Source organism: Corynebacterium phoceense (genome assembly GCF_900092335.1).
Taxonomy (GTDB): Bacteria; Actinomycetota; Actinomycetes; order Mycobacteriales; family Mycobacteriaceae; genus Corynebacterium; species Corynebacterium phoceense.
On sequence record NZ_LT596208.1, the window covers coordinates 696,553 to 718,808 of the forward strand.

The following is a 22,256-nucleotide window of genomic DNA, read 5'->3' on the forward strand; positions in this document are numbered from 1 at the left end:
GGCTGCGCCACGTGTAGGAAACCATGTGGCAAAAATACGTGAACCTTTAAACCGTAGCCGTTCGTGCCTTGACCTTGACGCGACGTCATAGTTTATAAAAGCCTTATGAGGATCTCTGAAGTCGCCCGAGCGCTAGGCTGTAGTGTTCGCACCATTCGTCACTATCACCAACAGGGTGTGGTTCCGGAACCTGAGCGGAAAGCGAATGGGTACCGGGACTACTCTCTTGCGGACCTCGCGGCTCTAGTGAAAGTTCGACAACTGGTCGTGGCAGGAATTCCGCTCAAATCCGTGGTCGTTGATTCCGAAGACGAGTTGTATGATGCCGCACTTGCCGAAATTGATCGCAAAATTGTTGAGCTAGGTGAGCAACGTGTCCGGCTCCTTCGACTCAGGGACAATCCACCGATGCCGGCACCTCGTGAGCTTATGGCTGAAGTGGAGAAGGTGCTTGCAGCCGGTGGATTGTCGGAACAGGACATTGCACAGGAGATCGATGCGTGGAATCTCATGTCCTATTCGGGGGTCGCCACCGACCAGACGTGGCGAGTGCTCCAAGCCAACGTTCACTCGGCAGAGTGTGTTTCCGCAGTGAGGCAGCACCACCAGCTGTGGGTACAACTGGGGGAAACCGAGCCTGGCCCGAAGTGCGATGCGCTCGCGGAACAGTGGTTTGCAGCCTATTCCGACGGCGTCATGAACGGGATTATTGAGACGTTAACCCCGGGGTATTTAGACCTCCAACCGAACGACATCGCAGCACATAATGGACAGGTGGTGGCGCTGGAGTTGATACGGCGATGAAAGCCCGTGCAGTCCTTATATCAGTACTCTTCGGCACTGTTCTTGCGGTAGAACTATTCATCGTTGTCGCTGGGCTCGGACAAGGATCCGAGATAGTCGCGGGATTTATTGCTCTCGAACTTTTTCTTGCAGGCCTCTTTCTCTTTGCCAATCGTGACAAGGATTTGGTGCCAGTTCGGGCAGTGAAATCGGAGCTTCAGGTGCTGACGACCGGTGTCTTGCTGCTTCTGCGACAACGACGCTACTCGGGAGTGGCCCTTGATTCGTATCGCGGGTGGTGGGTAATTCCGGCTGCGGTTACAGGTGCAACGGGGATTGAATGCATTGCAATCGAGCTCCTGGTGCCGTGGGTCTGGCTGCGCGCAGTCATCCTCGTAGTTTCCCTCTATTCGCTCGTCTTGCTGTGGGGCGTGTTTGGGGCAGCTTTCGTCTATCCACATTTCGTTGATGGAGACCTCGTACTGCGGCATGCGGGGCGAGATATCGCACGTATCGCCCCAAGTGCAGTCGCGAGCATCGTGCAGTCGCGTGGCTATTCACATGAGCGGCACGCTGTCGACGTAGATACATTGATTCTAGGGAATGGCGATGGGACGAACATCCATATCGAGCTGGCGTCTCCTGTGCTTGTTTCAGCACCGAGATGGCCGTGGCAAAAGGAACATGCCGTATCGATCAACGACGTGCGGGTCTGGTGTGATGCTCCGGCAGAAGCAGTCGCGACCATTGTGCGAAGGATTGGTTAGTCCGAACAGTTGAATCAAGCGGCTCTCGAACACTGCCTAGTTGGCGCGTACGATACGTATTTTGATCGGCGGAACCCCGGCGGATGTGGCATGAGCTGACATGGAACGAAGACATCGAGGCACATATCGCTCGGCACAATATCGTTCCGAGGGAAGTAGAAGAAGTTTTAGGCTCGCACCCCAAGAAATATCTCGATGGCCGGAATGAAATCATGCTTGTTTCGGGACGACCAATGTTGGCAGATACGCCATGGTGGTACTAGCTCGAAGCGAGCGACGGTCGCGAAATGATTTTTCTGCGGAAATTGAAATGTCGGCTGATAGCGAGCCTGAGAACGGTGCACACGATAAAGCAGGCCATAATGCTGCGGAGCCTATGAGCGCCTTTACGGTCAGATTGCCAACGAGCGTTTCTAACAAGGTTCGTGACATTGCTGCACAACGCGGTGAAACCACTGGCCTAGTACTCAGAGTAATTTTCGAAACAGCAGTTGCCTACGCTGTCGATGATGACGCAACTATTTCTGTTGCAGAGCTTCGAAAGCTTATTGCTACGGCTACAGATTCGGAAAGTTTGTGGGAGCGTCCCGCGGTGTAAAAAAGATGCCACGGGAGGCCGATGTAGTTCGAAGTCATGTCCGCCACTTCACTAGACTGTCCCTCGTGACTAACCCAGTTGATATCCAACGCGAATGGTCCGAGCTCGCCCAAGAGGTGCGCCGCCACCGCGAGCTCTACTACAACGATCAGCCCATCATTCCGGACGCGGACTTCGATGCGCTGTTCCGTCGTCTCCAGGAGCTGGAGGCCGAGCATCCCGAGCTGGCCGTGCCGGATTCGCCGACCCAGGAAGTGGGCGCGGCACCGGAGGGCGCAGCGGATATCGAGCACCTCGAGCGGCTCATGAGCCTGGATAACGTCTTTAGCGAGTCCGAGATGCAGGACTGGCTGGACCGCACCCCGGCGAAGACGTACCTCACCGAGTTGAAGATCGATGGTCTGTCTATCGACCTGGTCTACCGCGACGGAAAGCTCACGACTGCCGCCACCCGTGGCGACGGCCGCGTGGGCGAGGACATCACGAACAACGCCCGCGTTATCGAGGATATCCCGCACGAGCTCACAGGCACCGAGGAGTATCCGGTTCCGGCGCTTGTGGAAATCCGCGGCGAGGTCTACATGCGCCCGGAAGAGTTTGGCGCGATTAACGAGGAGCGACTCTCCGACGGCAAGCCGGCGTTTGCCAACCCGCGCAACGCGGCGGCGGGCGGCCTGCGCATGAAGGATCCTGAAGACGTGAAGAAGCGTCGTCTCCACATGGTCTGCCACGGCATCGGCGCGCGCGAAGGCTTCGCGCCCACGAGTCAGCACGACGCCTACAAGGCGATGGAGGCCTGGGGCCTGCCGGTCTCCCCATACACGGAGCAGGTGACCTCCGCCAAGGATGTCCAAGACCGCGTGAAGTATTGGGCGGACCATCGCCACGACGCCATCTTTGAGATGGACGGCCTCGTGGTCAAAGTGGACGACTTGGCTTCGCAGCGCGCGCTGGGTGCGACGTCGCGCGCGCCGCGCTGGGCGATTGCGTACAAGTACCCGCCGGAGGAAGTGACCACGAAGCTGCTCGGCATCGAGGTCGGCGTGGGGCGCACCGGTCGCGTGACCCCGTACGCCGTGATGGAGCCGGTGTTCGTCTCCGGGTCGACGGTCTCGCGCGCCACGCTGCACAACCAGTCCGAGGTCAAGCGCAAGGGCGTGCTCATCGGGGATACCATCATCATCCGCAAGGCCGGCGAGATTATTCCGGAGGTTCTCGGACCTGTCGCCGAGAAGCGCGACGGCACCGAGGAAGAGTGGCATTTCCCGGCTAACTGCCCGTCCTGCGGCACGAAGCTCGCCCCACAGAAAGATGGCGACGCAGACTGGCGCTGCCCGAATACCCGCAGCTGCCCGGCGCAGCTTTCCGCGCGTCTGGAATACTTGGCTTCCCGCAAGGGACTTGATATCGAGGCGCTCGGTGAGGAAGCAGCTCGCGACCTCATCGAATCCGGTGTGCTCCACGACGAAGGCGATCTCTTCGACCTCGACGAGGACAAGCTGCTGGGAACCAGCGCTTATACGACCAAGGCCGGCAAGCTTAACGCGCCGGGCAAGAAGCTGCTAGAGAACCTGAAGACCGCCCGGAACGCAGATTTCTGGCGCGTCCTCGTCTCCCTGTCCATCCGCCATGTTGGTCCTATCGCCGCGCGTGCGCTGGCCACGCGCTATGGCTCGATGGAGGCTCTGCGCGCGGCGCCGGTGGAGGACCTCGCGGAGACCGACGGCGTGGGCGGCATTATCGCAGAGAGCTTCAAGAGCTGGTTCGACGTCGACTGGCACCGCGAGATCGTGGAAAAGTGGACGAACGCCGGCGTGTCCATGGAGGTCGCCGAGACCGACAAGAAGGAGCAAACCCTCGAGGGGCTCACCATCGTCGTTACCGGAACCCTGGAGAACTTCACGCGCGACAGCGCCAAGGAAGCTATTCTCACCCGCGGTGGTAAGGCCTCGGGCTCGGTGTCGAAGAAGACTAACTACGTTGTGGTTGGCGAAAACGCTGGCTCCAAGGAGCAGAAGGCCCGCGACTTAGGGCTCACGATCCTCGACGAAGCCGGCTTTCAGAAACTATTGGACACGGGCGAGGCCTAAACCCACTACAGTGTTGTCCATGAAGATTGCGGCATTCGATATGGACGGCACCGTCTACATCGATCACGCGATCGCGCCTGAAACGGTCCAGGCCATCACGGACTGGTGCGCCGCGGGCAATCTCGCGGTCTCCGCGACGGGCAAGTCCATCGACTCGGTCCGCCGCGCGCTCGAGCCCTTCGGCGTCGACATGGACTACCACGTCCTCTACAACGGCACCGTCATCACGGACGCGGACTACCAGGTCCTCTACGAGCACCACTTGGACGCAGAGATCGTCAATGAGGTCGCCGCGCACCTCGAAGGCACACCGGGGCTCAACCTGTATTGCACGACGCTCGACGGCGCGGACGGCATCGTCACGCAAGGCATTCCGGAATCCTCCAACGCCTTCATCCAGTGCCCGCGCGTCGTCTCTCGTGCGGAGCTCGAAGACGAAAAGGTCGTGCTGCTCTCGGCCTACATGCCGGACAATCAGCCGCTACAGAATCAGATTATCCCGTGGATCAACGAGCGCTACGACGTCTCGACCTCGCTTAACACCGGCTTCTTCGACATGATGCCGCCCGGCCATACCAAGGGCACGGGCCTGACCTGGCTCCTCGAACATCTCGGCCTGCCCCGCGCCGAGGTTGAGCTCTTCACCTTCGGCGATAGCTTTAATGACCTGCCCATGCATGAGCTTGCCGATGCCTCCTTCACCTTCCCGCATGCACACCCCGACGTACAGGCTCGCGCTCATCACGTGGTTGCCGACGTACCTGCTGGTCTGCGACTCGCCAGAGCGGGGCTCTCAGCGTCCGGAGGCGACTGAGTCCTCCGTTTATTGCGATGCTTGCGTCGAAAGCCCCGGAGTGATCCTCGCGCGACATGCGCATATCACCGGGGTGGTGCTTCTTCCGTCGCGATGAGGCTTACTCGGCGAGATTCGTCGTTAGCGTGTCGAGCTGCTCCACCTGGCCAAGGATCGTGCAGTCCGGATCCGTGCGGTCGGGCAGGAGCGCCGCGGCCTCGTCGGCCGAGGCCTCACACAGGGCGTAGCCGACCCACAGGTGTTTTGCTAAGGGGAACGCGCCGTCGCCGACGCCTGCCGCAGTGTGCGTCGAATTGCGGACCCACAATGGCCCGGCGATTTTAGGGTTTTCGGAGCTGATGCAGCCCTCGGTGTCCTCGAGATAGGCGAAGGCGGCCACTTTCTCAATGAACTTTTGGAAGGTCTGAGAGACGGTTGTGGCGTTCGTCTCTTGGCTGAGGAACGAAATCCGTAGGTAATTGAGCTGACCCGGCATCCGCTCTGGTGCGGATTCCGGGAGTTTCACACTGGGGCTCTGAGAGACTTGGCCAGGGAACACCGTGGGTTCGTCGTGGTCCTCGAAGAAGAACTTCTCGTGCACGCGATCGAAAATTTTATCGTCGTCGCTGTTGTAGCGCACTAGGCTGCGCAACTCGAAGAGCTCCATCTTTTGCGGCTGTGTGAGACGGTAGAAGGCGGCCTCGGAGCGCAGCTCCCACAGCGTGTAAGGGTCATCGGTGACTGGGCGCGGGTGTGTGGACTGGGCGAGGACGGCGGCATCGGCAGCGTTCGCTCGAGTGCGATAGAGCTCATAGGCTTCCGTGAGCCGGGCGGGCGGTGCGACAAACAAGGTGGTGATCAGGACTGCATCCATGATCCCGAAGCTAACATGCCGGTGGCCCGAGCTGATACAGTCTTAGGTGTCCGAATTATCGAACAAAGGAAGACCAGTGAACAGCGAAGTGCTTGTCAAGTAATCCGCTGAAGCGCCGAGGCACGGCCTTCAGCTTGTACACCAACTGCTGAAAGGCTCACTCATGGCTGCCAACTTCTTTCATTCCGTCGTCTCTACGGATCATCTTTCTCTTACCTGGCCAGACGGAACCCAGTGCTTCGCAGAGGTCTCCGTGGATATCAATCGCCGCGTGACAGCGATTGTCGGCGATAACGGCTCTGGGAAAAGCAGTTTCCTCAAGATACTCGCAGGCGAGCTTATGCCGAGCTCCGGTTCGTTCCGCGTGCCCGAACGCCGTGGATATTTGCCGCAACATGCATCAGTGGAAGGGCACTCGGTTCTTGACCTCTTGGGTATTCGGGACATCGTGGAAGCTCTGGAGCGCATCGAAAGCGGTGGCGTTGATGAGCACGATTTCGAGCTGGTCGAGGGGCACTGGGATATTCGTGAGCACGCAGAGACGGTACTGTCCGATGCTGGAATTTCCGAGCCTAAGAATCTGTCGCGTGCTGCTCAGTCTCTTTCGGGCGGCGAAGCCGTCAAGGTCGCGCTTGCTGGATTGCAGCTGCGCACGCCGGAGCTGTATTTGCTGGATGAACCGACCAATAATCTCGACCGCGCAGGCCGTGAGGCTGTGTATGAGTTTCTGGCCAGATCGACGGTACCCGTTGTGGTGGTGAGCCATGATCGCGAGCTGTTGAGCATGGCAGACGAAATTATTGAATTCTTTGCCGGCCGTGTGCGTAGTTTCCCCGGGAATTATTCGGCGTATGAATCGGTGATTGCCCGTGAACAGGAGAAGGCGGTACAGGCCTGGACGGAGGCACGGTCGCAACGAAAGCAGGCTGTGCGCAAACGCCAAGAGATGGAAACTCGACTCGCGCGTGATGTTCGTCGCGGAAAGAAGTTTGCTGCGTCGAAGCGTAAACCTGGTATGGCGATGGGGCTTGATAAACAACGCTCGGAACGATCGGCAGCGCGCCGTCACTCGTCGCACGCCGCGTCGGTGGAGGACGCGCGGCGCGAGGAATACGAGGCACAATTGCGCATTCGCGATGACGCTTCAGTGTTTCTTCACTTGCCGGAATCGCGATTGCCACAGGGAACGAAGGTGGTGGAGCTGACTCCGCGTGGGGGAGAACGCTCGCTCATCGTTACCGGGCCCGAACGACTTCGGCTGAGCGGGGCAAATGGTTCCGGAAAGACGACGCTCCTCCGAACCATAGCGGGTGATGCGGATGCAGCTGCGCGGTCCAATTTCCAGGTGGCCTACGCACTTTCCGACATTGGCTTCGTCCGACAACTCATCACTCTGCCTGCTGAGAACACCGTGTGGGACGTGGTTCGAGCGGCAAACCCGGAAGCCGATCCGCAGCGGCTTCGGGACCACCTCGCACAGTTGCTCTTTATCAACGACGATGTTTCCAAGAAGTGCGGCGAACTGTCGGGCGGCGAGCGATTCCGTGTGGAAGTCGCGCGGACGTTGCTGGCCCAACCGGCGCCGCGGCTGTTGCTCCTCGACGAGCCAACGAACAACCTAGACCTGAGCACGGTGCAGTGGTTGGTGGACACACTCGCAGGCTTTGAAGGTGCACTCATTGTGGTGAGCCATGACGAGAAATTCTGTGAAGACATTGGACTCGAAGGGTGGATTGACCTTTAACTTCATTCGCGTTGAGGCGGTTGGAAGCAGGAAATCGAGACTGAAACGTAATTGCATAACGGTGTCATTTAGTCGAAATGCTTGTTAGCGTGTCTGACGTGAACAACGACGAAGTCTTCGACATCGAACAGGAATCGGTTGCGCATCCCGTCCCCACCGAGGATGCGGAGGAAGAGGAATCTGAAGAAAAGCGCACCGGCTGGCACTGGGTGATTCCAGTTGAGCTGGTAGCCGCACTAGTTTTCGCGCCGTGGATAATCAGCGTGCTGGTCCCTGCTAACGCCGCTGGATGGACGGTCGTTGCTGCTTATCTTGTGCTCACGGCGGTGTTGTCGTTCGTTGACGCGCGCGGATTCCGTCCTTCGTGGACGCTGCCCATTCTTGTTGGTGTCGCGACGTGGGTGGCGTCGCGGATGTACTTTAACGACGGAGCGTGGATCTACATTCCGATCTTCATGGTCGTCGCGTGGGGTTTGGGCAAGCTTGGTGGCAGGGGAACGAGGTAGTCATGGAGACGTGGAGCCTTAATCACCCCGATGTAGGCCTTATCGAGGTCGAGCGTGGTTATGACGCGGAATTCAAGGAGCTCGATCCGTCGTGGCCGCAGGCCGTCCCGACTGGCGACGACGGGAATCCGACTCCCTATACGGATCCGCCTCTCGATGCCGATCTGCGCGAGCGCCTCAAGGCGTGGGCGTCCAGCCCACCGGTGCGTCTACGTGTGAAGGTCGACGGGGACGTGTGGGGAAGGTTTGATTCCGCATCGAACGGCCGGATACCGCTGCGCCGCCACAGCGGAAAGAAGCTTTCCTCAATGACCACGTCCGGCACCGCGCGCACGAAACCGCATCTTCGCGTGCAGACCAACATGTTCGGCGAGCTCCTCGACGTCGATTACCGCAACGGGACAGAGGTCGTGGAGTTCGAGCCGCCCGCGGGCTCGCGCGGGGCCAAGCGTCGCGCGGCAATGGAGTCGTCGACCTTCAAGCGCGTGGCGTTTCCCATTGCGACCGGTTTGGGCAAAGGCGGCTGGGCGCTCGCCGTTCTTGTACTCGGGCCGATCGTCAAACGATTTATCGGGTGGCTGCTGAGCTTTATCCCCGATGTTGATTTTCCGGACTGGCAACTGCCCTCGCCGCCGGCCGTCACACTGCCCGTGCCGCATTTCCCGCACATCGATCTGCCGACTATCCCCGTACCGGACTGGGAGTTCCCGGAGTTTGATATACCCGCGTGGCTCGACTTCCTGCTCGAGTACACGAAGATTTGGGTGCCGATTGTCTTGGGCATCATCTTCGCCATCACGGCGGTACGCAAGCACCGGAAGTCGGAGCAGAAGAAGGCGCAGTGGTCGGAGCCTGACGCGGATCGTGAAGATGGTGCCGAGACTCTCGAGGCCGTGCGGGGCGAGGGGCCGCACGGTGACAGTGCGCGGCGTGACGCCGACGAGTGACGTTGCATGTGCTCTTTTCTCCTGGCAGTAACGATTTGTCAAGAGCTTCACGAATCGTTAAGCGCTTGCTACTATGGAAAGTGAAGGTATGGTTCGATAAGGAAAGGGGCAGATCATGGACACTCGGGAAGGCGGACGTTTTAGCTCGGCGGCGAAAGCCGCTACGCCGCTCGCGCACGTCAATAAGCGTGAAGGCATTCTCTTGCTCGTGTTGGCGGCAAGCTCCGCTGTGCTCCTTGCGGTGAACTTTCAGGCGGCCAATTGGGAATGGGGTGGGCTCATCCGTGCCGTCGTGGTCGCGCTGTACCTCTTCGTTCTGTGCCTCGTAGTTGTGCTGTTGCAACAGGCGAGGAAGGCTCATCCTCGAGGATTTATGACCAAGCTTGTTGCTGCCTTCGGATTTATCGTGGTCTCCTTCCTGTTCTTTGATCTGGTGTGGCCGCGGTGGGTAGACCCGCACGACACGCACTGGTCGGTGACCACGCTTGTCGCGGTGCTCTGCGCTGCGCCTGCGGGGTGGTGCGGTGTCTACCTGCTGCGCAAGGGGGAACTGTGGAGCTAAGCGAGGCACGCCAGGCCCTTGGCACCCCCATTCACTCGCCGGTGCGGCTCAGTGTCATGGCGGCGCTCAATAGCGTGGATTCGGTGGATTATCAGACCCTCAAAGACGAGTTGGGGGTGAGCTATTCGTTGCTCACGAAGCATGCGACGCTCCTTGAGGAGGCCGGCTTGTTAAAGATTTCAAAAGATTTCGAGGGGCGCACACCCGTGACACGTCTTCGACTCACTCGTTCGGGTCGCCGGGCCTTCGCACAGTACCTGGAAGCACTGGACCGCCTCGTGGCGGGGCTTACTTAAACAACGGGGTTATCTGGGATACGGGAAAGCCAGTCATGCAGGGCGGAATCAAGCGGTGGATGCGCCACGCTTGAATAGTTCGTTAAGTATTTCACGTGGGGTTGCGCCGCCGAGGATTTGTCGGGGTGTTTCGTTGAGCTCATTTTGCACCCACGCGACATGTTCGGGTGTGACGGTGGCAAAGTCGGTGCCCTTTTTGTAGAACCTGCGCCTGATCTCGCCGTTGGTGTTCTCGTTGGTTGGTCTCTGCCACGGTGAGTGCGGTTCACAGAAAAACACCTGGCAGCCGTCTTTAATCTGGACTTGTGCTGTGACAGCCATTTCTGCGCCTTGGTCCNATCCGTCGCGCCATGTGCGTCGGTTGTGCGACCAGCGATGCTCATCAACACCGATGACCTTGACCCCGTCGAGGTAGTGCTCGTCGTTGTAGATCAAGTCCTGGACAGCGGCTAAGGCCAAGGCGTTGGTGGTATCCCACCCCAGGCCTAATGACTTGGCTGCAGCGGCAACGCTCATCCGATCTAGGCAGAGTCGTTGCAGTATCCAGCGGGTCACCCTGTCCGTGGTCTTTGAATTGTCGGGCGCGCAGGTAAGGCCCGCGCGGAAGATCTTCTGCAAGCAGCGCTTGTTGGTGCACCGGTAGCGTGGAAGGCGCACATGAAGGCGTGTTGGGTGGCCGACGATGGGCAGATCGACCAGGCTGCGGATGACGTGGTCGCGGAATACTCCAGGCTGACCGCACGTGGGGCATTCATTGATGGGCTCGACGGGCTCGGCTTCGATGACGGTGACATCGCCGTGTTCTGCGGCCCCGGTGATAGTAACTCCTAGTTCTGCGGTGCGGCAGATGGTATCGACGATGACATTTCCGTTAGGCTGCACAGTAGGTCCTTGGTTTGTACGGATGGATTAGACACCCTTATTCCTACAAAGCCAAGGACCCCAATATCTTGTGCCACGCCCGAACCCCCGGCGAACTAATCAATGCACTCTAAAACCGGAAGAGCCCTTTTAGCTGCTCGGTGTTGAGGTCTTTGACCATGTCCTGCAGGGTTGCGACCACGGTGTGTGAACTGTGCTCATCGGGAAGGTGTCCAAGCAGGGTGTAACGGCTGGTGCGCTCTACTAGGGTAATCAGCGCGCTTTTGCCACCTTTACCAATAACAAGGTCGCCCTCCCAGTGCCCGGGAATAGCCCTGTCATCAGCTTCCGGGCTGCGGTGGGTGATCTCAGCACCTTTGATCCAAGGGCGACCGGTTAACACGCCAGCGTTTCGGGCACGACGCTTGCGTGTTGAGCCGCCGCGGATAAGTACGTCTTTAGTCTTCATGACTTCTTCAAGCTCGGCTCGCAGGCTGCCTTTGCCTTGAATGTATAAGGCACTGTAGATCGCTTCGTGGGAAATACGCATGCTTTCATCATCGCTGAAAGCATGCTCAAGCCATGCACTAATGCGCCCAGGTGACCACCTGCGGGCAAGGCAATCGACTACTCCACCCCGAAGCGTTGGGCTTTCATCGAGCTTGCGTAGTTTTGGCCGCACCATCCGACCAGCAGTAGAAACAGCAGCGTTGTGGGCGTTATACCGCAGCTGCTCTGTGCCGTCCTCATCGACGATCTTCCAACCATTACGGGTGATTTCACGAGCGACGACACTGTGGTGCCTATTTATTTTCTGCGCGATGGCTCGTGCCGAATCACCGACACGACATCCCGCTTCAATAGCAACACGGTCTTCAACAGTAAGCCTGCGACCACGCCCTACTAAGGCGTGTTTGTCGAATACGCCGCTAGGAAATCCATCAACGGCTTGAGTTTTCATCGGTGCTGGCATAACAGAATCTTTACCCAGCTTCTTGCCTGTATCTGGCAAAGACACCACCGCCTCATCAGGCGTTCGACGATGTCGCTGCCGGCGTAACTTCGCATACCGCTGCTTCCTTATCCACCCATACACGGTAGAAGGATGCACACCGATAGCATCAGCCACTGTCTGACAGCTCTCACCAGCAAGCACTCGCTCCACGGCCTGGGCACGTTCATCAGGTGACAAGTGGGCGCGTCTAGGCCGCACTTCGATTACACCAGCTTTCTTTAACCTGCTGTGAAGCAAGCCAGTCGATATTCCAACAGTCTGTGCTGCTTGACTGATCGACATACCTGCACGCACCAACCCAACAGCCTCACGGACAAACGGATCACGCAAACGACTCGCACGCCTGCCTGGAGGTTCGACACCTCTTACCCTCAACCAACCGTAAACCGATTCGGGGCCTACACCCACATCACGCGCGACCAGGCTAACTGCCTCGCCTGCCACCACGCGCTCAACAGCAGCATCCTTAACATCCTTCGGAGTCCAACGCGTCACAACTACCTCCCGGTCGAAGTGGCGCATTCACCCCTTGACAGCACGCCCGTTGCCACAACATCCAGGAGTCCAATTGTTTCATGCCGATTTAGAGCACTACTTAGCCATTGTTGAGCGGGTTTATGTTGCGGTGCAGCGGAGTGGAAGGCATAAACGAGAATATTGACATCAGGAATGATCATCGAGTACCGCCCACACAGCTTCTTTGTTGCTGAGATCAACTAGAGCCGGTCCGCCGCAATCGAAGGAGGGCAGGTTAACGGGGGTGTCTTCGGTACTGATGCGGGCTTCCTTCTTGAGGGCAGCGCGGACCGCCTCTTCGACGTATGAGCTCAAAGTGACATTGTTGGCTTTGGCTTGGACCTTCGTTTCTTCAAGGAGTTTCGGCGGGAGGTTTATCGTCGTGCGCATACCTTTAGGGTAGAAAGCATCAAGTCATCATTCAAGAGGTGCAATGATGTATCTGCCTTCAGGAAGCCGTGAAAGGTTGACTGGTGTCTTAATTCAGTGCGAGCGTCAGGATCAGTACTCCGATGGAGAATGCGAGCATGCCTAAGCAGTTGATCCAGAATGCGCTACCGAGGAAGTGGGCGCGGACATGGGCTGCTGCGGCCGCGCAGAAATAGGCGATGACTCCAATCATGGCTGTGATTCCTACGCCGGGGAACCAGAGGCCGGCAATGAGTCCTACGGCGGCGAGGCACTTGATGACAATGAGCGCCCACCACCAGTCCTTGGGGAGTTTGACGCCGCTGAGGCAGGCTTCGATGAAGGGGACTGGTTTGAGGGAGAGGGCGGCGTCGCCAAGCAGAATGGCTGCTAGTAGAAGGGAGGGCCAGGCTGGGGAAGATTCTAGGATCATTGGGTTACTCCGAATGCGGTGTTGAGGCGTTCGATCGATGAGGCGGCTTGGGATGTGAGGTGCTCGGTGTCGTAGATTCCGGCGGCCCAGCCGATGAGTAGGCCGAGGTAGACGTTGTACAGCAGGTCGGCGTACTCGGCCGCATCGGCGCTGCTGAGCCTGGTGCCGAGTCGCAGGGTGATTTCATCGATCAGGAGCGTTTTGAGTGCGGTGAGCGCTTCGCCTTGATTGCCTTGTTGGATGAGTGCTGCGCCAAAGGCGCGGGAGAGCTCTTCGTGGCCGGTAAACATCTGGAGGAAAGGTCTCAGGACATCGAGAAGGCTATCGGATTGTCCCCGGATGTCATCGTGGAGTTCTGAAATGTGTTGGCCAATGGTGCGGATGAGCAGCGTTTGTTTGTCGCCGACTCCCATGACGGTTCCCACGCTAACGCCAGCTTCGGATGCGATAGTCCGGATGCTGGTGGTGGCGTAGCCCTGAGTGAGGAAGAGTTCGTAGGCGGTGGCTAGGACCTTGCTGACGGTGCCAGCTTTGGCGGCCGAGCGCAATGAGTGAACGTGTTCAGTGAACATGTTCAAAAGGGTAGCTCTTGATGGTTTCGAGGTCAATGACGCCGAAGTGTTGACGGTTGGCGCTAGGCCAGCGTGGGGAAGACGCGGTCGCGCAGCAGGTGTGCAAGCTCGCGGTCGGGGGCTGCTGGGTTGACCCAGGCGGTGTCGCCGATTTCGGCGGCGGCATGGGGTTCGTCGGCGGTGACGGTGCGGGTGTAGGTGAAGATGGTGCCGACGACGACCTCGCCCGGTTCGTTGGCGGCGGGAGCGTCGAAGGTGCCGAGTTTGTTGAGGCTCTCGGCGTCGAGGGTGAGGCCTACTTCTTCGGCAACTTCGCGCAGGGCGGCGTCGACAAGCGCCTCGCCCGCCTCGGGCTTGCCGCCGGGCAGTTGGTACTTGGTGGAGGACTTCTTGCGCACGGTAAGCACGTGGCCTTGTGGGTTGCGGATGACGACGGCTGCTACTTCAATCATGGCTGCTGATTGTAGGCGGCCTAGAGCAGCGGCAGGAGCACGAGGGCGAGATTGAGTGCGATGACCAGCGCGGCAAGCGTCCAGCCCACGGCCATAGACCAGGGTTTCGCGGCGAACTCACCCATGACGTCCCGGGAGCCGGCATAGCGGAAAAGCGGGATGATGGCGAAGGGGATGCCCAGGGAAAGAAGTGCCTGGCTGACCACCAGTGCCATAGTGGGGTCGACCCCGCAGCCGATGATGACCAGCGCCGGGATGAGCGTGACCAGGCGGCGGACTAGTAGGGGGACCTTGATGTGAAGCAGGCCGTCCATGATTTCGGAGCCGGCGTAGGCGCCCACTGACGTCGAGGCGAGGCCGCTGGCCAGCAGGCCGATGGCGAAGAGAACGCCGGCCAGCGGGCCGAGGTGGCTGGCAATCGCCGTGTGGGCCCCGGAGATGGTCTCTGTGCCGTCCACGCCGTAGAGGGCCGAGCCCGCCAGGACCAGCAGGCCCACGTTGACGAGCCCGGCGATGGACAGCGCCACGGCGATGTCCGCGCGGGTGCCGGCCAGCACGTGGGGGATTTCCAGGTCGGGGTAGCGCTGCTTGGTCAGGGAGGAGTGTAGGTAAATGGCGTGCGGCATGACGGTGGCGCCCAACATGGAGGCGGCCAGCAGGATGCTGTCCTTGCCCTCTAGGCGGGGGATGAGGCCGCCGGCCACGTCGGCGGGGTCGGGCGGGGCGATGGCGAGGCCGGCAAGGAAGCCGATGCAGATGACCAGGAGCAGGCCGATGACAAGCCCCTCGAACCACTGGTTCTTCTTCTGGAAGATGAGGAGAATGATGGAGACCGCGCCGATGATGAGCGCGCCCGCGAACAGGGGGAGGTTGAAGAGGAGTTGCAGGGCAATGGCGCCGCCGATGACTTCGGCGAGGTCGGTGGCCGCGGCGATGAGCTCGGCCTGGGCCCACATGCCTAGGCGCGCGCGGCGGGAGAGACGCTCGCCCATGATTTCCGGCAGGGAGCGGTGGGTGACTAGGCCCAGTTTGGCGGAGTGGTACTGGATGAACATGGCCATGAGGTTGGCCACGACGAGTACCCACACCAGGAGGTAGCCGTAGTGGGAGCCGGCGCTGATGTTGGCGGCTACGTTGCCGGGGTCGACGTAAGCCACTGCAGCAACGAAGGCGGGGCCGGTGAGGCTGATTAAGGTCTTACGCATAGGCATCTCCATACCAAAAGTTCAACTACTTGAAGTCTAGCTTTCATCGCCATATGTTCAAGCCAGGGGTTCCCGGCGAGCTCGTGCTACGCCTCCCGGGTAGTGCTTCTCCAGCTCGCTTTCGACGTCGCGAAAGATGTGCTCGCACAGCTCGTCGAGTGGGGACTTGAGCGTGATGCCGTGGTGCGTGAGCTCGGAATAGGAGCGCATGTCCGGGCTGTAGACGCGCAGGCTTCCGCCCATGAACGAGGATTCGATAACGACGTTTCCGAAGATGAGGCTAGTGAGCTTCTTTTCCTCCATGCCGTCAGACTAGCGAAAACACGCGGGGAGTCGTCCGTTGCGGGTTGCTTCGCCCGTGCTCGGCGGTACAAGGGCGCGTGCGACGTCCATAGGAGTTCTTCCATTTCTACGGCGGGCCACATGAGGAAGAGCGTCAATGACGAAACGATCGAAGGCGATTGAACTTCGATCGTTTAAGACATTATCCGATCGTAGCGGTGCGCGCCGCGATCGGATACTTATTTCACAAAAGCACCCAAAATCGTGCCCAAGTGCCCCAAGTGGTCGACCTCGGAGGCCAAGTAGTCGGGTCCGCCTACTCGGCCGATGACCATGACGAGGCCGGTGTTGCTGAGCGGAGTGGCGGCCAGCGCCGAATCGAGAAGGGCCCAGGACTCCGGGATCCAGTCTTCGCGTTCAGGGTGGAGGACGCGGGCGCTGTCCACAGCAATGGAGGAGGGGATGGTGCCATCGTCCTCGGGGGCGGCATCGGAAGCAGCAATGCGATGGATGGGCTCATTGTTGTCGATAACGATGGCCCACGTGGAGGTGAGCGCTTGCGGCATGGCGGCGCAGACCTCCTGCATGGCGGCGGTCGTGTCATGCTTCGCGGCGACGCGGGCGAGCAGTGAGATCTGGCCGCGGCGGTCGACGGTGCCGCTGAAGGGGCGGATGGAGTCGATCTCGACGCCGTCGACCTCGTTGGCGGCGGTAAAGAGGACGTCTGCCATGGTGCCGGCGGGCAGCTCCACCACGATGTCATCGGTGACGGAACCCTCGGGGGATGTCTCAACAATATCCACCGACTGGATGTTCGCGCCGGCGATGCCAAATGCCTCGGCGAGCTGGCCGAGGCTGCCGGGTGTGTCGGGAAGGATGACTCGGATAAGGAAGGACATGGCAAACTTTCGATGGATTTGGGCGTTCCGCCCCATGGTACTCGTGTCGTGGATCACTCCACAAGGAATTGGTCCAACCCTATGGGTGAGGGGAGTGAGCGCCCCGTGCCGCCGCATGCTGGACAGTGCAGTAACATGGTTGCCTAGCTACACAGACGTATCTGAATTAAAGGATGGAGTTCGCGTGTCTGAGATTTCGCGTGAAGAGGTCGCGCACTTGGCCAAGCTTTCCCGCTTGGCTTTAAGCGACGAGGAGCTGGAGCAGTTCGCCAGCCAGATCGACAAGATTGTGGACTCGGTCTCGGCCGTGGGCAAGGTCGATGCTGAGGGCGTGGAACCTATGAGCCACCCGCACTCCGTGGACGCGCCCATGCGTGAGGACAAGGTCATTCGCTTGCTCAACGCCGAGCAGGCCCTGGACCAGGCGCCGGCTCGCGAAGACGATCGCTTCGTCGTTCCGCAGATTCTGGGAGGAGAGTAAATGTCGACTTTTATCGCACCTACTGAGGGGATTACCTCCCTTACCGCCGCTGAATTGGCGGAGAAGATTCACTCCCGCGAGCTGACCTCCCGCGCGGTCACTCAGGCTTTCCTCGATCGCATCGCGGAGACCAACGGCGAGCTCAACTCCTTCCTCCACGTCGGCGCTGAGGAAGCACTTGCTGCTGCCGATGCCGTCGATAAGGCCCTCGACGCTGGTGAGGCCCCGGCCTCTGCGCTGGCTGGCGTCCCGCTCGCGCTCAAGGACCTGCTCGTAACGACCGATGCCCCCACGACCGCGGCCTCCAAGATGCTGGAGGGCTGGATGTCCCCGTATGACGCGACGCTCGTGAAGAAGCTGCGCGAGGCTGGCATCCCGATCCTGGGCAAGACGAACCTCGACGAATTCGCCATGGGCTCCTCCAACGAGAACTCTGCCTACGGCCCGGCCCACAACCCGTACGACACGGACCGCACCCCGGGCGGCTCCGGCGGCGGCACCGCGGCGGCCCTGGCTTCCGGCCAGGCCCCGCTGGGCATCGGCACCGACACAGGCGGATCCATTCGTCAGCCGGCCGCCCTCACCAACACCGTGGGTGTGAAGCCGACCTACGGCACCGTCTCGCGCTACGGCCTCATTGCTGCGGCGTCCTCCCTGGACCAGGCGGGTCCGTGTGCCACGACCGTGCTTGATACTGCGCTGCTCCACGAGATCATCGCCGGCCACGACGCTTTCGACGCCACCTCCGTGGATAAGCCGGTTGCCCCGGTTGTCGCCGCCGCCAAGGAAGGCGCCAACGGCGACCTCACCGGCGTCAAGGTGGGTCTTATCAAGCAGTTCGAGCGCGACGGCTGGCAGGACGGCGTCATGGAGGCCTACCACGCCGCCGTGGAGCAGCTGCGTTCCCAGGGTGCTGAGATCGTCGAGGTTGACTGCCCGCACTTCGACGACGCTCTCGCTGCGTACTACCTCATCATGCCGTGTGAGGTCTCTTCGAACCTCGCTCGTTTCGATGGCATGCGTTACGGCCTGCGTGTTGGCGACGACGGCACGCACTCCTCCGAAGAGGTCATGTCCATGTCCCGTGCCGCCGGCTTCGGCCCCGAGGTCAAGCGCCGCATCATGCTGGGTACCTACGCCCTGTCCGTCGGCTACTACGACGCGTACTACCTCCAGGCGCAGCGCGTGCGTACGCTCATCGCCCAGGACTTCGCCAAGGCCTTCGAGGTTGCTGACGTCCTCGTGTCTCCGACCACCCCGACCACGGCCTTCAAGCTGGGCGAGAAGGTCGAGGATCCGATGGCGATGTACAACTTCGATCTGTGCACCCTGCCGCTCAACCTCGCCGGCGTGTGCGGCATGTCCGTGCCGTCCGGTCTGGCTTCGGACACCAACCTGCCCACCGGCCTGCAGATCATGGCGCCGGCGTTCCAGGATGACCGCCTGTACAAGGTGGGCGCCGCGTACGAGGCTGGCCGCAACAAGTAGGCCTTAACGCGCATCAAGCCCCCAGTTCACACTGTCCACACTATGAACTGGGGCTTTCGTCTAAGTCCTACTGCGCTGCGTCGTGCTCGCGCGCGTACGCATTGAGTGTTCCTTTTACTGGTGGCGTCACTGCGCCCAGTTCTACAAGTCCGGGCACGGCATGCACGTGCCTTTGTTAGGGTAGGGGCCACGTAGACCTTAAGGAGGAGATCGTGTTCCGCGCGGCCCAAATCGTATCCCTCGTGTCGTTTGTCGCTCTTGTGACGTTGTTTGTACTGGCGGCCAAGGGGCTCTTGCAGACGACATCGGCTAGCCCGGTTATCTTGGTGTCCATCGCCGCGGTGCTGGTGGTTTCCACAACGGTTATGGGAGTCTTGGGGCTTCGCGCGCGGAGGGACAACCACCCCCGCGATTAGAAATGCTCATTTGAGTTAGGGTAGCCTTTGCTTCTAGTTGAACCTAGAGGAGGCACCATGAGCGCTGAGCAGCAACCTGCATCCGCACCGATCAACCCGTCGCCTGAGTGGACTGAGGGATTCAAAGCCGGGTATGCCGCCGCCTACGCCGAAGGCTATCGTGAGGGCATGGCGGCGGGCCGCGCCGATCTCTATGCCGCCTCCTACGCGGACCGCAAGCGCGCGAAGCACGATGCTAAGGCGCGCCGCTACCAGGAGAAGGAAGAACGGCGCGCGCAGTTCCTTGCAGCGGGCTCTGTCCAGCAGGAGTCACGGCCCGAACCGCCAAAGAAGAAGGGTCGCACAGCCATCGAGGCGACGATTACGGGCAAGGAGCAGATCTCGCCCGACATGGTGCGCCTCTTTGCGACGGCGCCGGGCATCATTGGGCGTGAGCTCGATAAGACAGACCACTACATCAAGATCCTGTTTGTCCCGGAGGGTGCCGATTACTCCTGGCCCTTCGACCTGGGGCACATCAAGGACACGCAGCCCAAGCACCTGCGCCCCGTAACCCGCACGTACACGCTGCGCACCGTGGACACGACGACGGGCGAAATGTCCATCGACTTCGTACTCCACGGCGACACGGGCTTGGCTGGTCCGTGGGCGCGCGACGTCCAGGTGGGCGAGAGCTTCGCCTTTGCTGGCCCCGGCGGCGGCTGGGCGCCGACGGCCGACTACGACCACTTCGTGCTCGCCGGTGACGAGGCGGCTGCCCCCGCGGTTGCCGCGGCGCTGGAGAAGATTCCGGCGGGCTCGACGGCGGTCGCTTTTATTGAGGTCGAGGCACCGGGCCACGAAATTCCTATGCCGGAGAACCCCGAGTCCGAGGTCCGCTCCGTCTACCGCAACGGAGAGATGCCCGGCACCGCGCTTTCCGATGCCGTCCGTACCTACCAGGTCCCAGATGGCAACATCGGCTGGTTCGTCCACGGCGTGGCTGAGATGATCAAGTCGCTGCGCCGCTACCTCTTTGTTAACCGCGGCGTATCGAAGCGCGACGCGTCGATCTCCGGGTACTGGCGCCTGCGCATGACCGAAGACGAGTGGCAGGCCTCCAAGCGGGACTTTGTCGCCGAGCTGGAAGTCGAAGAGGAAGCCGCCACGCGCGAGCTCTAGCCCACGACGGCAATGTTCCGAAAGCAATAAGCCCTGGTCGCGAAAAATGAGGATTTTTCGTGACCAGGGCTTATTGCTATTGGCATAGTGCCTTTGTGAGGAGGCTAAGGATGAACGTGCCGCGGCAGGCGCCAGACAAGGAGCGCGCCGACAGTGACGGCAATCCCGCCGAAGACGAAAAGTCCCGGGAAGGGGGCCGAAACATACCCGACTGCAGCGTAAATCACCTTACTCGCGAGGAGTGCGAGCCAATAGACGAGGACAAGCAGAGCGAACAGTGCGAGGATTTGCGCTGGCAGGCCGCGAACGCGCAAGCTCGCGAACAAGAGACCAGTCCCGGCCCCCATGTACCCCGCGAGAAGATAGGTGACGATGAAGCCGAGGACGGTGAGGGCGATGAGGCGCCAATCAGGTTGGGCAGCGGCGTAATCGACGTGCCCGTCAGGTAAATAGACCTCTGGTGTGGAATCGAAATAGACCTCGAAGGAGCTGTCGACGGGAACGCCAATTCCTTGCGCGACGTAGTGCGCGGCCGCAGCGATGATGCCGAATACCACTGAGCCGCAAATGATGACACCGTGGGTTGCGCGTTGCCATATCTTCTGTGGCATGTCGAGGCTGCGCAGCGTGCGAAACTGCGTCGCGGTGAGAGTTGCGAATACGCCCCAAAGGAACGCTGACCAGATAATCCAGCCAGCCGGGTTGATAGTGACGGCGTGGTAGTCGCGGGGAATGAAGTAATCGCCAATGGCGAGAACAATGATGAGAATGCCGAAGACGAGGGGTAGCGGTCGCTGGGCGGCAAAAAGAGTGGGCATGATAGGGCTCCTTAGTGCTTGGCGGCGGTGACGATGGAGTCGATGAGCTGCGCGTCGTCGGGGTGTTCCACTGTTACGGTGGCGGGCAGATCGGCTGGGGCATGAGTGGCGCGAACGAGCGCGCGCGTCGTTGGGCCGAGCGTCTGGCGGTCGAGGACTTCGGCGTCTAGTTCCTTAATGGCCGCGTCAACGGCGCTGGTTTCTCCGGTGAGCGAAGGGAATAGCGCGCGTTGCTCATCGAGTTGGACGGGGCCGGTGGCGATGCCGGCCTGAAGGATGACGAGGGCATCGGCAAGCCCGGCGAGGTCCTCGGCGCGATGCGACGAGATGAGGAGCGTCCAGTCCGAGGTCTGTGCAGCATGGTCGATGAGTATCTCACGCAACGTGGAACGAGTCGGGGCGTCGAGGCCGTTGAAGGGCTCATCGAGCAGCGTGATGGGAGTGCGGGCCGCAAGTGCCGTAATCACGGCGAGGATCTGTCGCTGGCCGGTCGAGAGCTTAGAACACCGCGACTTCTCTGCCAGGTCGAAGCGCTCGAGCAGGTTTCGGGCGTAGTCGAGGTCGAGCGCGCCTCGTGCACGCCGGGCGATATCGAGATGGTCGGCCACGGTCCAGCCAGCGAGCGCAATATCGTGCCCGGTCCGAGCGAGGGCGGTCGTCGCGCAGTCGACCGTACCGTCGGACGCCGGTAGATGCCCCGCAATGACCCGCATGAGCGTGGTCTTTCCGGCGCCATTGGGGCCGATGACTCCGTAGAGTCCGGGGGCAAGCTTCAGCGAGTCGGCGCGTAGGAAGTCTTTGACGTGGACGTCGTCGAGCGAAATGGTGTTCACGGCTGGTCTCCTTCGGCACGGATGAGATCGATGAGTTCTGTCTGAGATAGGCCGAGCGCGCGAGCCTCGGCGAGAAGGGGTGCGATGAAGTCCTCGCGCAGTGCTGAACGGCGTTGTTTCTGGACGTGGTCGCGGGCCTCGGGCGTGACGAACATGCCGAGCCCGCGCCGCTTTTCCAGCAGTCCTTCATCGTGGAGCACCGTGAGCGCCTTGGCAGCTGTGGTCGGGTTGACCGAGTGGAACGCGGAGAGCTCGTTGGTGCTCGGGGCGCGATCGCCGGGGCCGAGCTGGCCCGAGATAATCATGTCCCGAATGCCGCCAGCGAGCTGTTGATACAAGGGGCGGGAGTCGCTCATGGAGCCTCCTTTCGTTGTGAGTGTTAGGGAAAGGTGTTTGGGTTAGGGGGTTTACCACCTATGTGGGTAACCTTAGAGAAAAGAAGACCCGCGGTCAAGA

Annotated in this window: 24 protein-coding genes and 4 pseudogenes; 13 read left to right on the plus strand and 15 right to left on the minus strand. The window is 60.5% G+C overall.

What is annotated here, in order from left to right:
- Positions 1-105: 105 nt before the first annotated feature.
- From BN9444_RS07415 to BN9444_RS07430, 5 genes are all read left to right on the plus strand, one after another.
- Positions 106-804 (plus strand): helix-turn-helix domain-containing protein, encoded by a 699-nt coding sequence (locus tag BN9444_RS07415; protein ID WP_077210060.1) that lies wholly within the window; start codon positions 106-108, stop codon positions 802-804.
- Positions 801-1,550 carry a hypothetical protein gene (locus BN9444_RS07420; protein ID WP_066491022.1) on the plus strand — a complete coding sequence of 250 codons (750 nt, stop codon included), beginning with the start codon at positions 801-803 and terminating at the stop codon, positions 1,548-1,550. The genes BN9444_RS07415 and BN9444_RS07420 overlap by 4 nt, the downstream gene beginning before the upstream one ends.
- Before the next feature lie 250 nt (positions 1,551-1,800).
- Positions 1,801-2,148, plus strand: a complete 348-nt coding sequence (locus BN9444_RS14260) for a hypothetical protein (protein ID WP_141681519.1) — start codon at positions 1,801-1,803, stop codon at positions 2,146-2,148.
- Between the two features lie 65 nt (positions 2,149-2,213).
- Entirely contained in the window at positions 2,214-4,238 is a 2,025-nt protein-coding gene (ligA, locus tag BN9444_RS07425; protein WP_066491024.1) for an NAD-dependent DNA ligase LigA, read from the plus strand.
- A 19-nt stretch (positions 4,239-4,257) separates the two neighbouring features.
- Positions 4,258-5,052 (plus strand): HAD hydrolase family protein, encoded by a 795-nt coding sequence (locus BN9444_RS07430; protein WP_068802168.1) that lies wholly within the window; start codon positions 4,258-4,260, stop codon positions 5,050-5,052.
- Positions 5,053-5,152: 100 nt separating this feature from the next.
- On the opposite strand, the gene BN9444_RS07435 is transcribed toward BN9444_RS07430, so the two are convergent.
- On the minus strand, positions 5,153-5,905 hold the full coding sequence (locus tag BN9444_RS07435; RefSeq protein WP_068801685.1) for a hypothetical protein: 753 nt from the start codon (positions 5,903-5,905) through the stop codon (positions 5,153-5,155).
- A 163-nt stretch (positions 5,906-6,068) separates the two neighbouring features.
- On the opposite strand from BN9444_RS07435, the gene BN9444_RS07440 reads away from it, so the two are divergent.
- From BN9444_RS07440 to BN9444_RS07460, 5 genes are all read left to right on the plus strand, one after another.
- Positions 6,069-7,649, plus strand: coding sequence for an ABC-F family ATP-binding cassette domain-containing protein (locus BN9444_RS07440; RefSeq protein ID WP_068801686.1), 1,581 nt, complete (start codon positions 6,069-6,071; stop codon positions 7,647-7,649).
- A gap of 98 nt (positions 7,650-7,747) precedes the next feature.
- Positions 7,748-8,155: a DUF7977 family protein gene (locus tag BN9444_RS07445; RefSeq protein ID WP_141681520.1), complete on the plus strand. Its 408-nt coding sequence runs from the start codon at positions 7,748-7,750 to the stop codon at positions 8,153-8,155.
- Between the two features lie 2 nt (positions 8,156-8,157).
- Complete coding sequence (locus BN9444_RS07450; protein ID WP_068801687.1) at positions 8,158-9,102, plus strand: hypothetical protein; 945 nt, start codon at positions 8,158-8,160, stop codon at positions 9,100-9,102.
- Positions 9,103-9,217: 115 nt separating this feature from the next.
- Positions 9,218-9,664: a hypothetical protein gene (locus tag BN9444_RS07455; protein ID WP_068801688.1), complete on the plus strand. Its 447-nt coding sequence runs from the start codon at positions 9,218-9,220 to the stop codon at positions 9,662-9,664.
- A complete protein-coding gene (locus BN9444_RS07460; protein WP_066491060.1) occupies positions 9,655-9,960 on the plus strand; it encodes a winged helix-turn-helix domain-containing protein in 306 nt (101 codons plus the stop codon). The genes BN9444_RS07455 and BN9444_RS07460 overlap by 10 nt, the downstream gene beginning before the upstream one ends.
- A gap of 48 nt (positions 9,961-10,008) precedes the next feature.
- Here the strand turns inward: BN9444_RS07460 and BN9444_RS15140 are convergent.
- From BN9444_RS15140 to BN9444_RS07510, 11 genes and pseudogenes are all read right to left on the minus strand, one after another.
- Positions 10,009-10,296 (minus strand): annotated as a pseudogene (locus tag BN9444_RS15140) (IS30 family transposase); the annotation flags it as partial.
- A 3-nt stretch (positions 10,297-10,299) separates the two neighbouring features.
- Positions 10,300-10,842 (minus strand): annotated as a pseudogene (locus BN9444_RS15145) (transposase family protein); the annotation flags it as partial.
- Positions 10,843-10,969: 127 nt separating this feature from the next.
- Positions 10,970-11,889, minus strand: a pseudogene (locus tag BN9444_RS13870) (IS30-like element IS1513 family transposase); the annotation flags it as partial.
- Positions 11,890-11,908: 19 nt separating this feature from the next.
- A pseudogene (locus BN9444_RS15475) lies at positions 11,909-12,358 on the minus strand (helix-turn-helix domain-containing protein); the annotation flags it as partial.
- A gap of 141 nt (positions 12,359-12,499) precedes the next feature.
- A complete protein-coding gene (locus tag BN9444_RS07480) occupies positions 12,500-12,742 on the minus strand; it encodes a YlcI/YnfO family protein (RefSeq protein WP_005292604.1) in 243 nt (80 codons plus the stop codon).
- 88 nt (positions 12,743-12,830) lie between these two features.
- Positions 12,831-13,193, minus strand: coding sequence for a DoxX family protein (locus BN9444_RS07485; protein WP_005292602.1), 363 nt, complete (start codon positions 13,191-13,193; stop codon positions 12,831-12,833).
- Entirely contained in the window at positions 13,190-13,765 is a 576-nt protein-coding gene (locus BN9444_RS07490; RefSeq protein ID WP_068801689.1) for a TetR/AcrR family transcriptional regulator, read from the minus strand. Before BN9444_RS07490 ends, BN9444_RS07485 begins: the two co-directional genes overlap by 4 nt.
- Before the next feature lie 62 nt (positions 13,766-13,827).
- On the minus strand, positions 13,828-14,217 hold the full coding sequence (locus BN9444_RS07495; RefSeq protein WP_005292595.1) for an NUDIX hydrolase: 390 nt from the start codon (positions 14,215-14,217) through the stop codon (positions 13,828-13,830).
- A gap of 20 nt (positions 14,218-14,237) precedes the next feature.
- Complete coding sequence (locus BN9444_RS07500) at positions 14,238-15,422, minus strand: Nramp family divalent metal transporter (protein ID WP_011272788.1); 1,185 nt, start codon at positions 15,420-15,422, stop codon at positions 14,238-14,240.
- A gap of 57 nt (positions 15,423-15,479) precedes the next feature.
- Positions 15,480-15,725, minus strand: a complete 246-nt coding sequence (locus BN9444_RS07505; protein ID WP_068801690.1) for a hypothetical protein — start codon at positions 15,723-15,725, stop codon at positions 15,480-15,482.
- A 218-nt stretch (positions 15,726-15,943) separates the two neighbouring features.
- A complete protein-coding gene (locus BN9444_RS07510; RefSeq protein ID WP_068801691.1) occupies positions 15,944-16,603 on the minus strand; it encodes an ACT domain-containing protein in 660 nt (219 codons plus the stop codon).
- A 184-nt stretch (positions 16,604-16,787) separates the two neighbouring features.
- Between BN9444_RS07510 and gatC the strand changes: the two genes are divergently transcribed.
- The 3 genes from gatC (at position 16,788) to BN9444_RS07530 (ending at position 20,149) form a co-directional block, all read left to right on the plus strand.
- Positions 16,788-17,084 carry an Asp-tRNA(Asn)/Glu-tRNA(Gln) amidotransferase subunit GatC gene (gatC, locus tag BN9444_RS07515; protein WP_066493333.1) on the plus strand — a complete coding sequence of 99 codons (297 nt, stop codon included), beginning with the start codon at positions 16,788-16,790 and terminating at the stop codon, positions 17,082-17,084.
- A complete protein-coding gene (gene gatA / locus BN9444_RS07520) occupies positions 17,085-18,572 on the plus strand; it encodes an Asp-tRNA(Asn)/Glu-tRNA(Gln) amidotransferase subunit GatA (RefSeq protein WP_068801692.1) in 1,488 nt (495 codons plus the stop codon).
- Between the two features lie 473 nt (positions 18,573-19,045).
- Complete coding sequence (locus BN9444_RS07530) at positions 19,046-20,149, plus strand: siderophore-interacting protein (RefSeq protein ID WP_338078338.1); 1,104 nt, start codon at positions 19,046-19,048, stop codon at positions 20,147-20,149.
- Between the two features lie 104 nt (positions 20,150-20,253).
- Here BN9444_RS07530 and BN9444_RS07535 read toward each other — a convergent pair whose 3' ends face one another.
- The 3 genes from BN9444_RS07535 to BN9444_RS07545 are packed head-to-tail and all read right to left on the minus strand — an operon-like array spanning position 20,254 to position 22,156.
- Positions 20,254-20,967, minus strand: coding sequence for a hypothetical protein (locus BN9444_RS07535; protein ID WP_066493339.1), 714 nt, complete (start codon positions 20,965-20,967; stop codon positions 20,254-20,256).
- Positions 20,968-20,978: 11 nt separating this feature from the next.
- Positions 20,979-21,800, minus strand: a complete 822-nt coding sequence (locus tag BN9444_RS07540) for an ATP-binding cassette domain-containing protein (RefSeq protein ID WP_066493343.1) — start codon at positions 21,798-21,800, stop codon at positions 20,979-20,981.
- Entirely contained in the window at positions 21,797-22,156 is a 360-nt protein-coding gene (locus BN9444_RS07545) for a GntR family transcriptional regulator (RefSeq protein WP_066493347.1), read from the minus strand. Before BN9444_RS07545 ends, BN9444_RS07540 begins: the two co-directional genes overlap by 4 nt.
- Between the last annotated feature and the right edge of the window lie 100 nt (positions 22,157-22,256).

Bases quoted from the DNA above. Each gene is read 5' to 3' on its own strand.
- BN9444_RS07505 (WP_068801690.1), bottom strand. From the start codon at position 15,725: ATGGAGGAAAAGAAGCTCACTAGCCTCATCTTCGGAAACGTCGTTATC.
- BN9444_RS07485 (WP_005292602.1), bottom strand. From the start codon at position 13,193: ATGATCCTAGAATCTTCCCCAGCCTGGCCCTCCCTTCTACTAGCAGCC.
- BN9444_RS07420 (WP_066491022.1), top strand. From the start codon at position 801: ATGAAAGCCCGTGCAGTCCTTATATCAGTACTCTTCGGCACTGTTCTT.
- BN9444_RS07440 (WP_068801686.1), top strand. From the start codon at position 6,069: ATGGCTGCCAACTTCTTTCATTCCGTCGTCTCTACGGATCATCTTTCT.
- BN9444_RS07500 (WP_011272788.1), bottom strand. From the start codon at position 15,422: ATGCGTAAGACCTTAATCAGCCTCACCGGCCCCGCCTTCGTTGCTGCA.
- BN9444_RS07415 (WP_077210060.1), top strand. From the start codon at position 106: ATGAGGATCTCTGAAGTCGCCCGAGCGCTAGGCTGTAGTGTTCGCACC.
- BN9444_RS07455 (WP_068801688.1), top strand. From the start codon at position 9,218: ATGGACACTCGGGAAGGCGGACGTTTTAGCTCGGCGGCGAAAGCCGCT.
- gatA (WP_068801692.1), top strand. From the start codon at position 17,085: ATGTCGACTTTTATCGCACCTACTGAGGGGATTACCTCCCTTACCGCC.
- BN9444_RS07450 (WP_068801687.1), top strand. From the start codon at position 8,158: ATGGAGACGTGGAGCCTTAATCACCCCGATGTAGGCCTTATCGAGGTC.
- BN9444_RS07510 (WP_068801691.1), bottom strand. From the start codon at position 16,603: ATGTCCTTCCTTATCCGAGTCATCCTTCCCGACACACCCGGCAGCCTC.
- BN9444_RS07530 (WP_338078338.1), top strand. From the start codon at position 19,046: ATGAGCGCTGAGCAGCAACCTGCATCCGCACCGATCAACCCGTCGCCT.
- BN9444_RS07535 (WP_066493339.1), bottom strand. From the start codon at position 20,967: ATGCCCACTCTTTTTGCCGCCCAGCGACCGCTACCCCTCGTCTTCGGC.
- BN9444_RS07480 (WP_005292604.1), bottom strand. From the start codon at position 12,742: ATGCGCACGACGATAAACCTCCCGCCGAAACTCCTTGAAGAAACGAAG.
- BN9444_RS07495 (WP_005292595.1), bottom strand. From the start codon at position 14,217: ATGATTGAAGTAGCAGCCGTCGTCATCCGCAACCCACAAGGCCACGTG.
- BN9444_RS14260 (WP_141681519.1), top strand. From the start codon at position 1,801: ATGGTGGTACTAGCTCGAAGCGAGCGACGGTCGCGAAATGATTTTTCT.
- BN9444_RS07430 (WP_068802168.1), top strand. From the start codon at position 4,258: ATGAAGATTGCGGCATTCGATATGGACGGCACCGTCTACATCGATCAC.
- BN9444_RS07435 (WP_068801685.1), bottom strand. From the start codon at position 5,905: ATGGATGCAGTCCTGATCACCACCTTGTTTGTCGCACCGCCCGCCCGG.
- BN9444_RS07490 (WP_068801689.1), bottom strand. From the start codon at position 13,765: ATGTTCACTGAACACGTTCACTCATTGCGCTCGGCCGCCAAAGCTGGC.
- BN9444_RS07545 (WP_066493347.1), bottom strand. From the start codon at position 22,156: ATGAGCGACTCCCGCCCCTTGTATCAACAGCTCGCTGGCGGCATTCGG.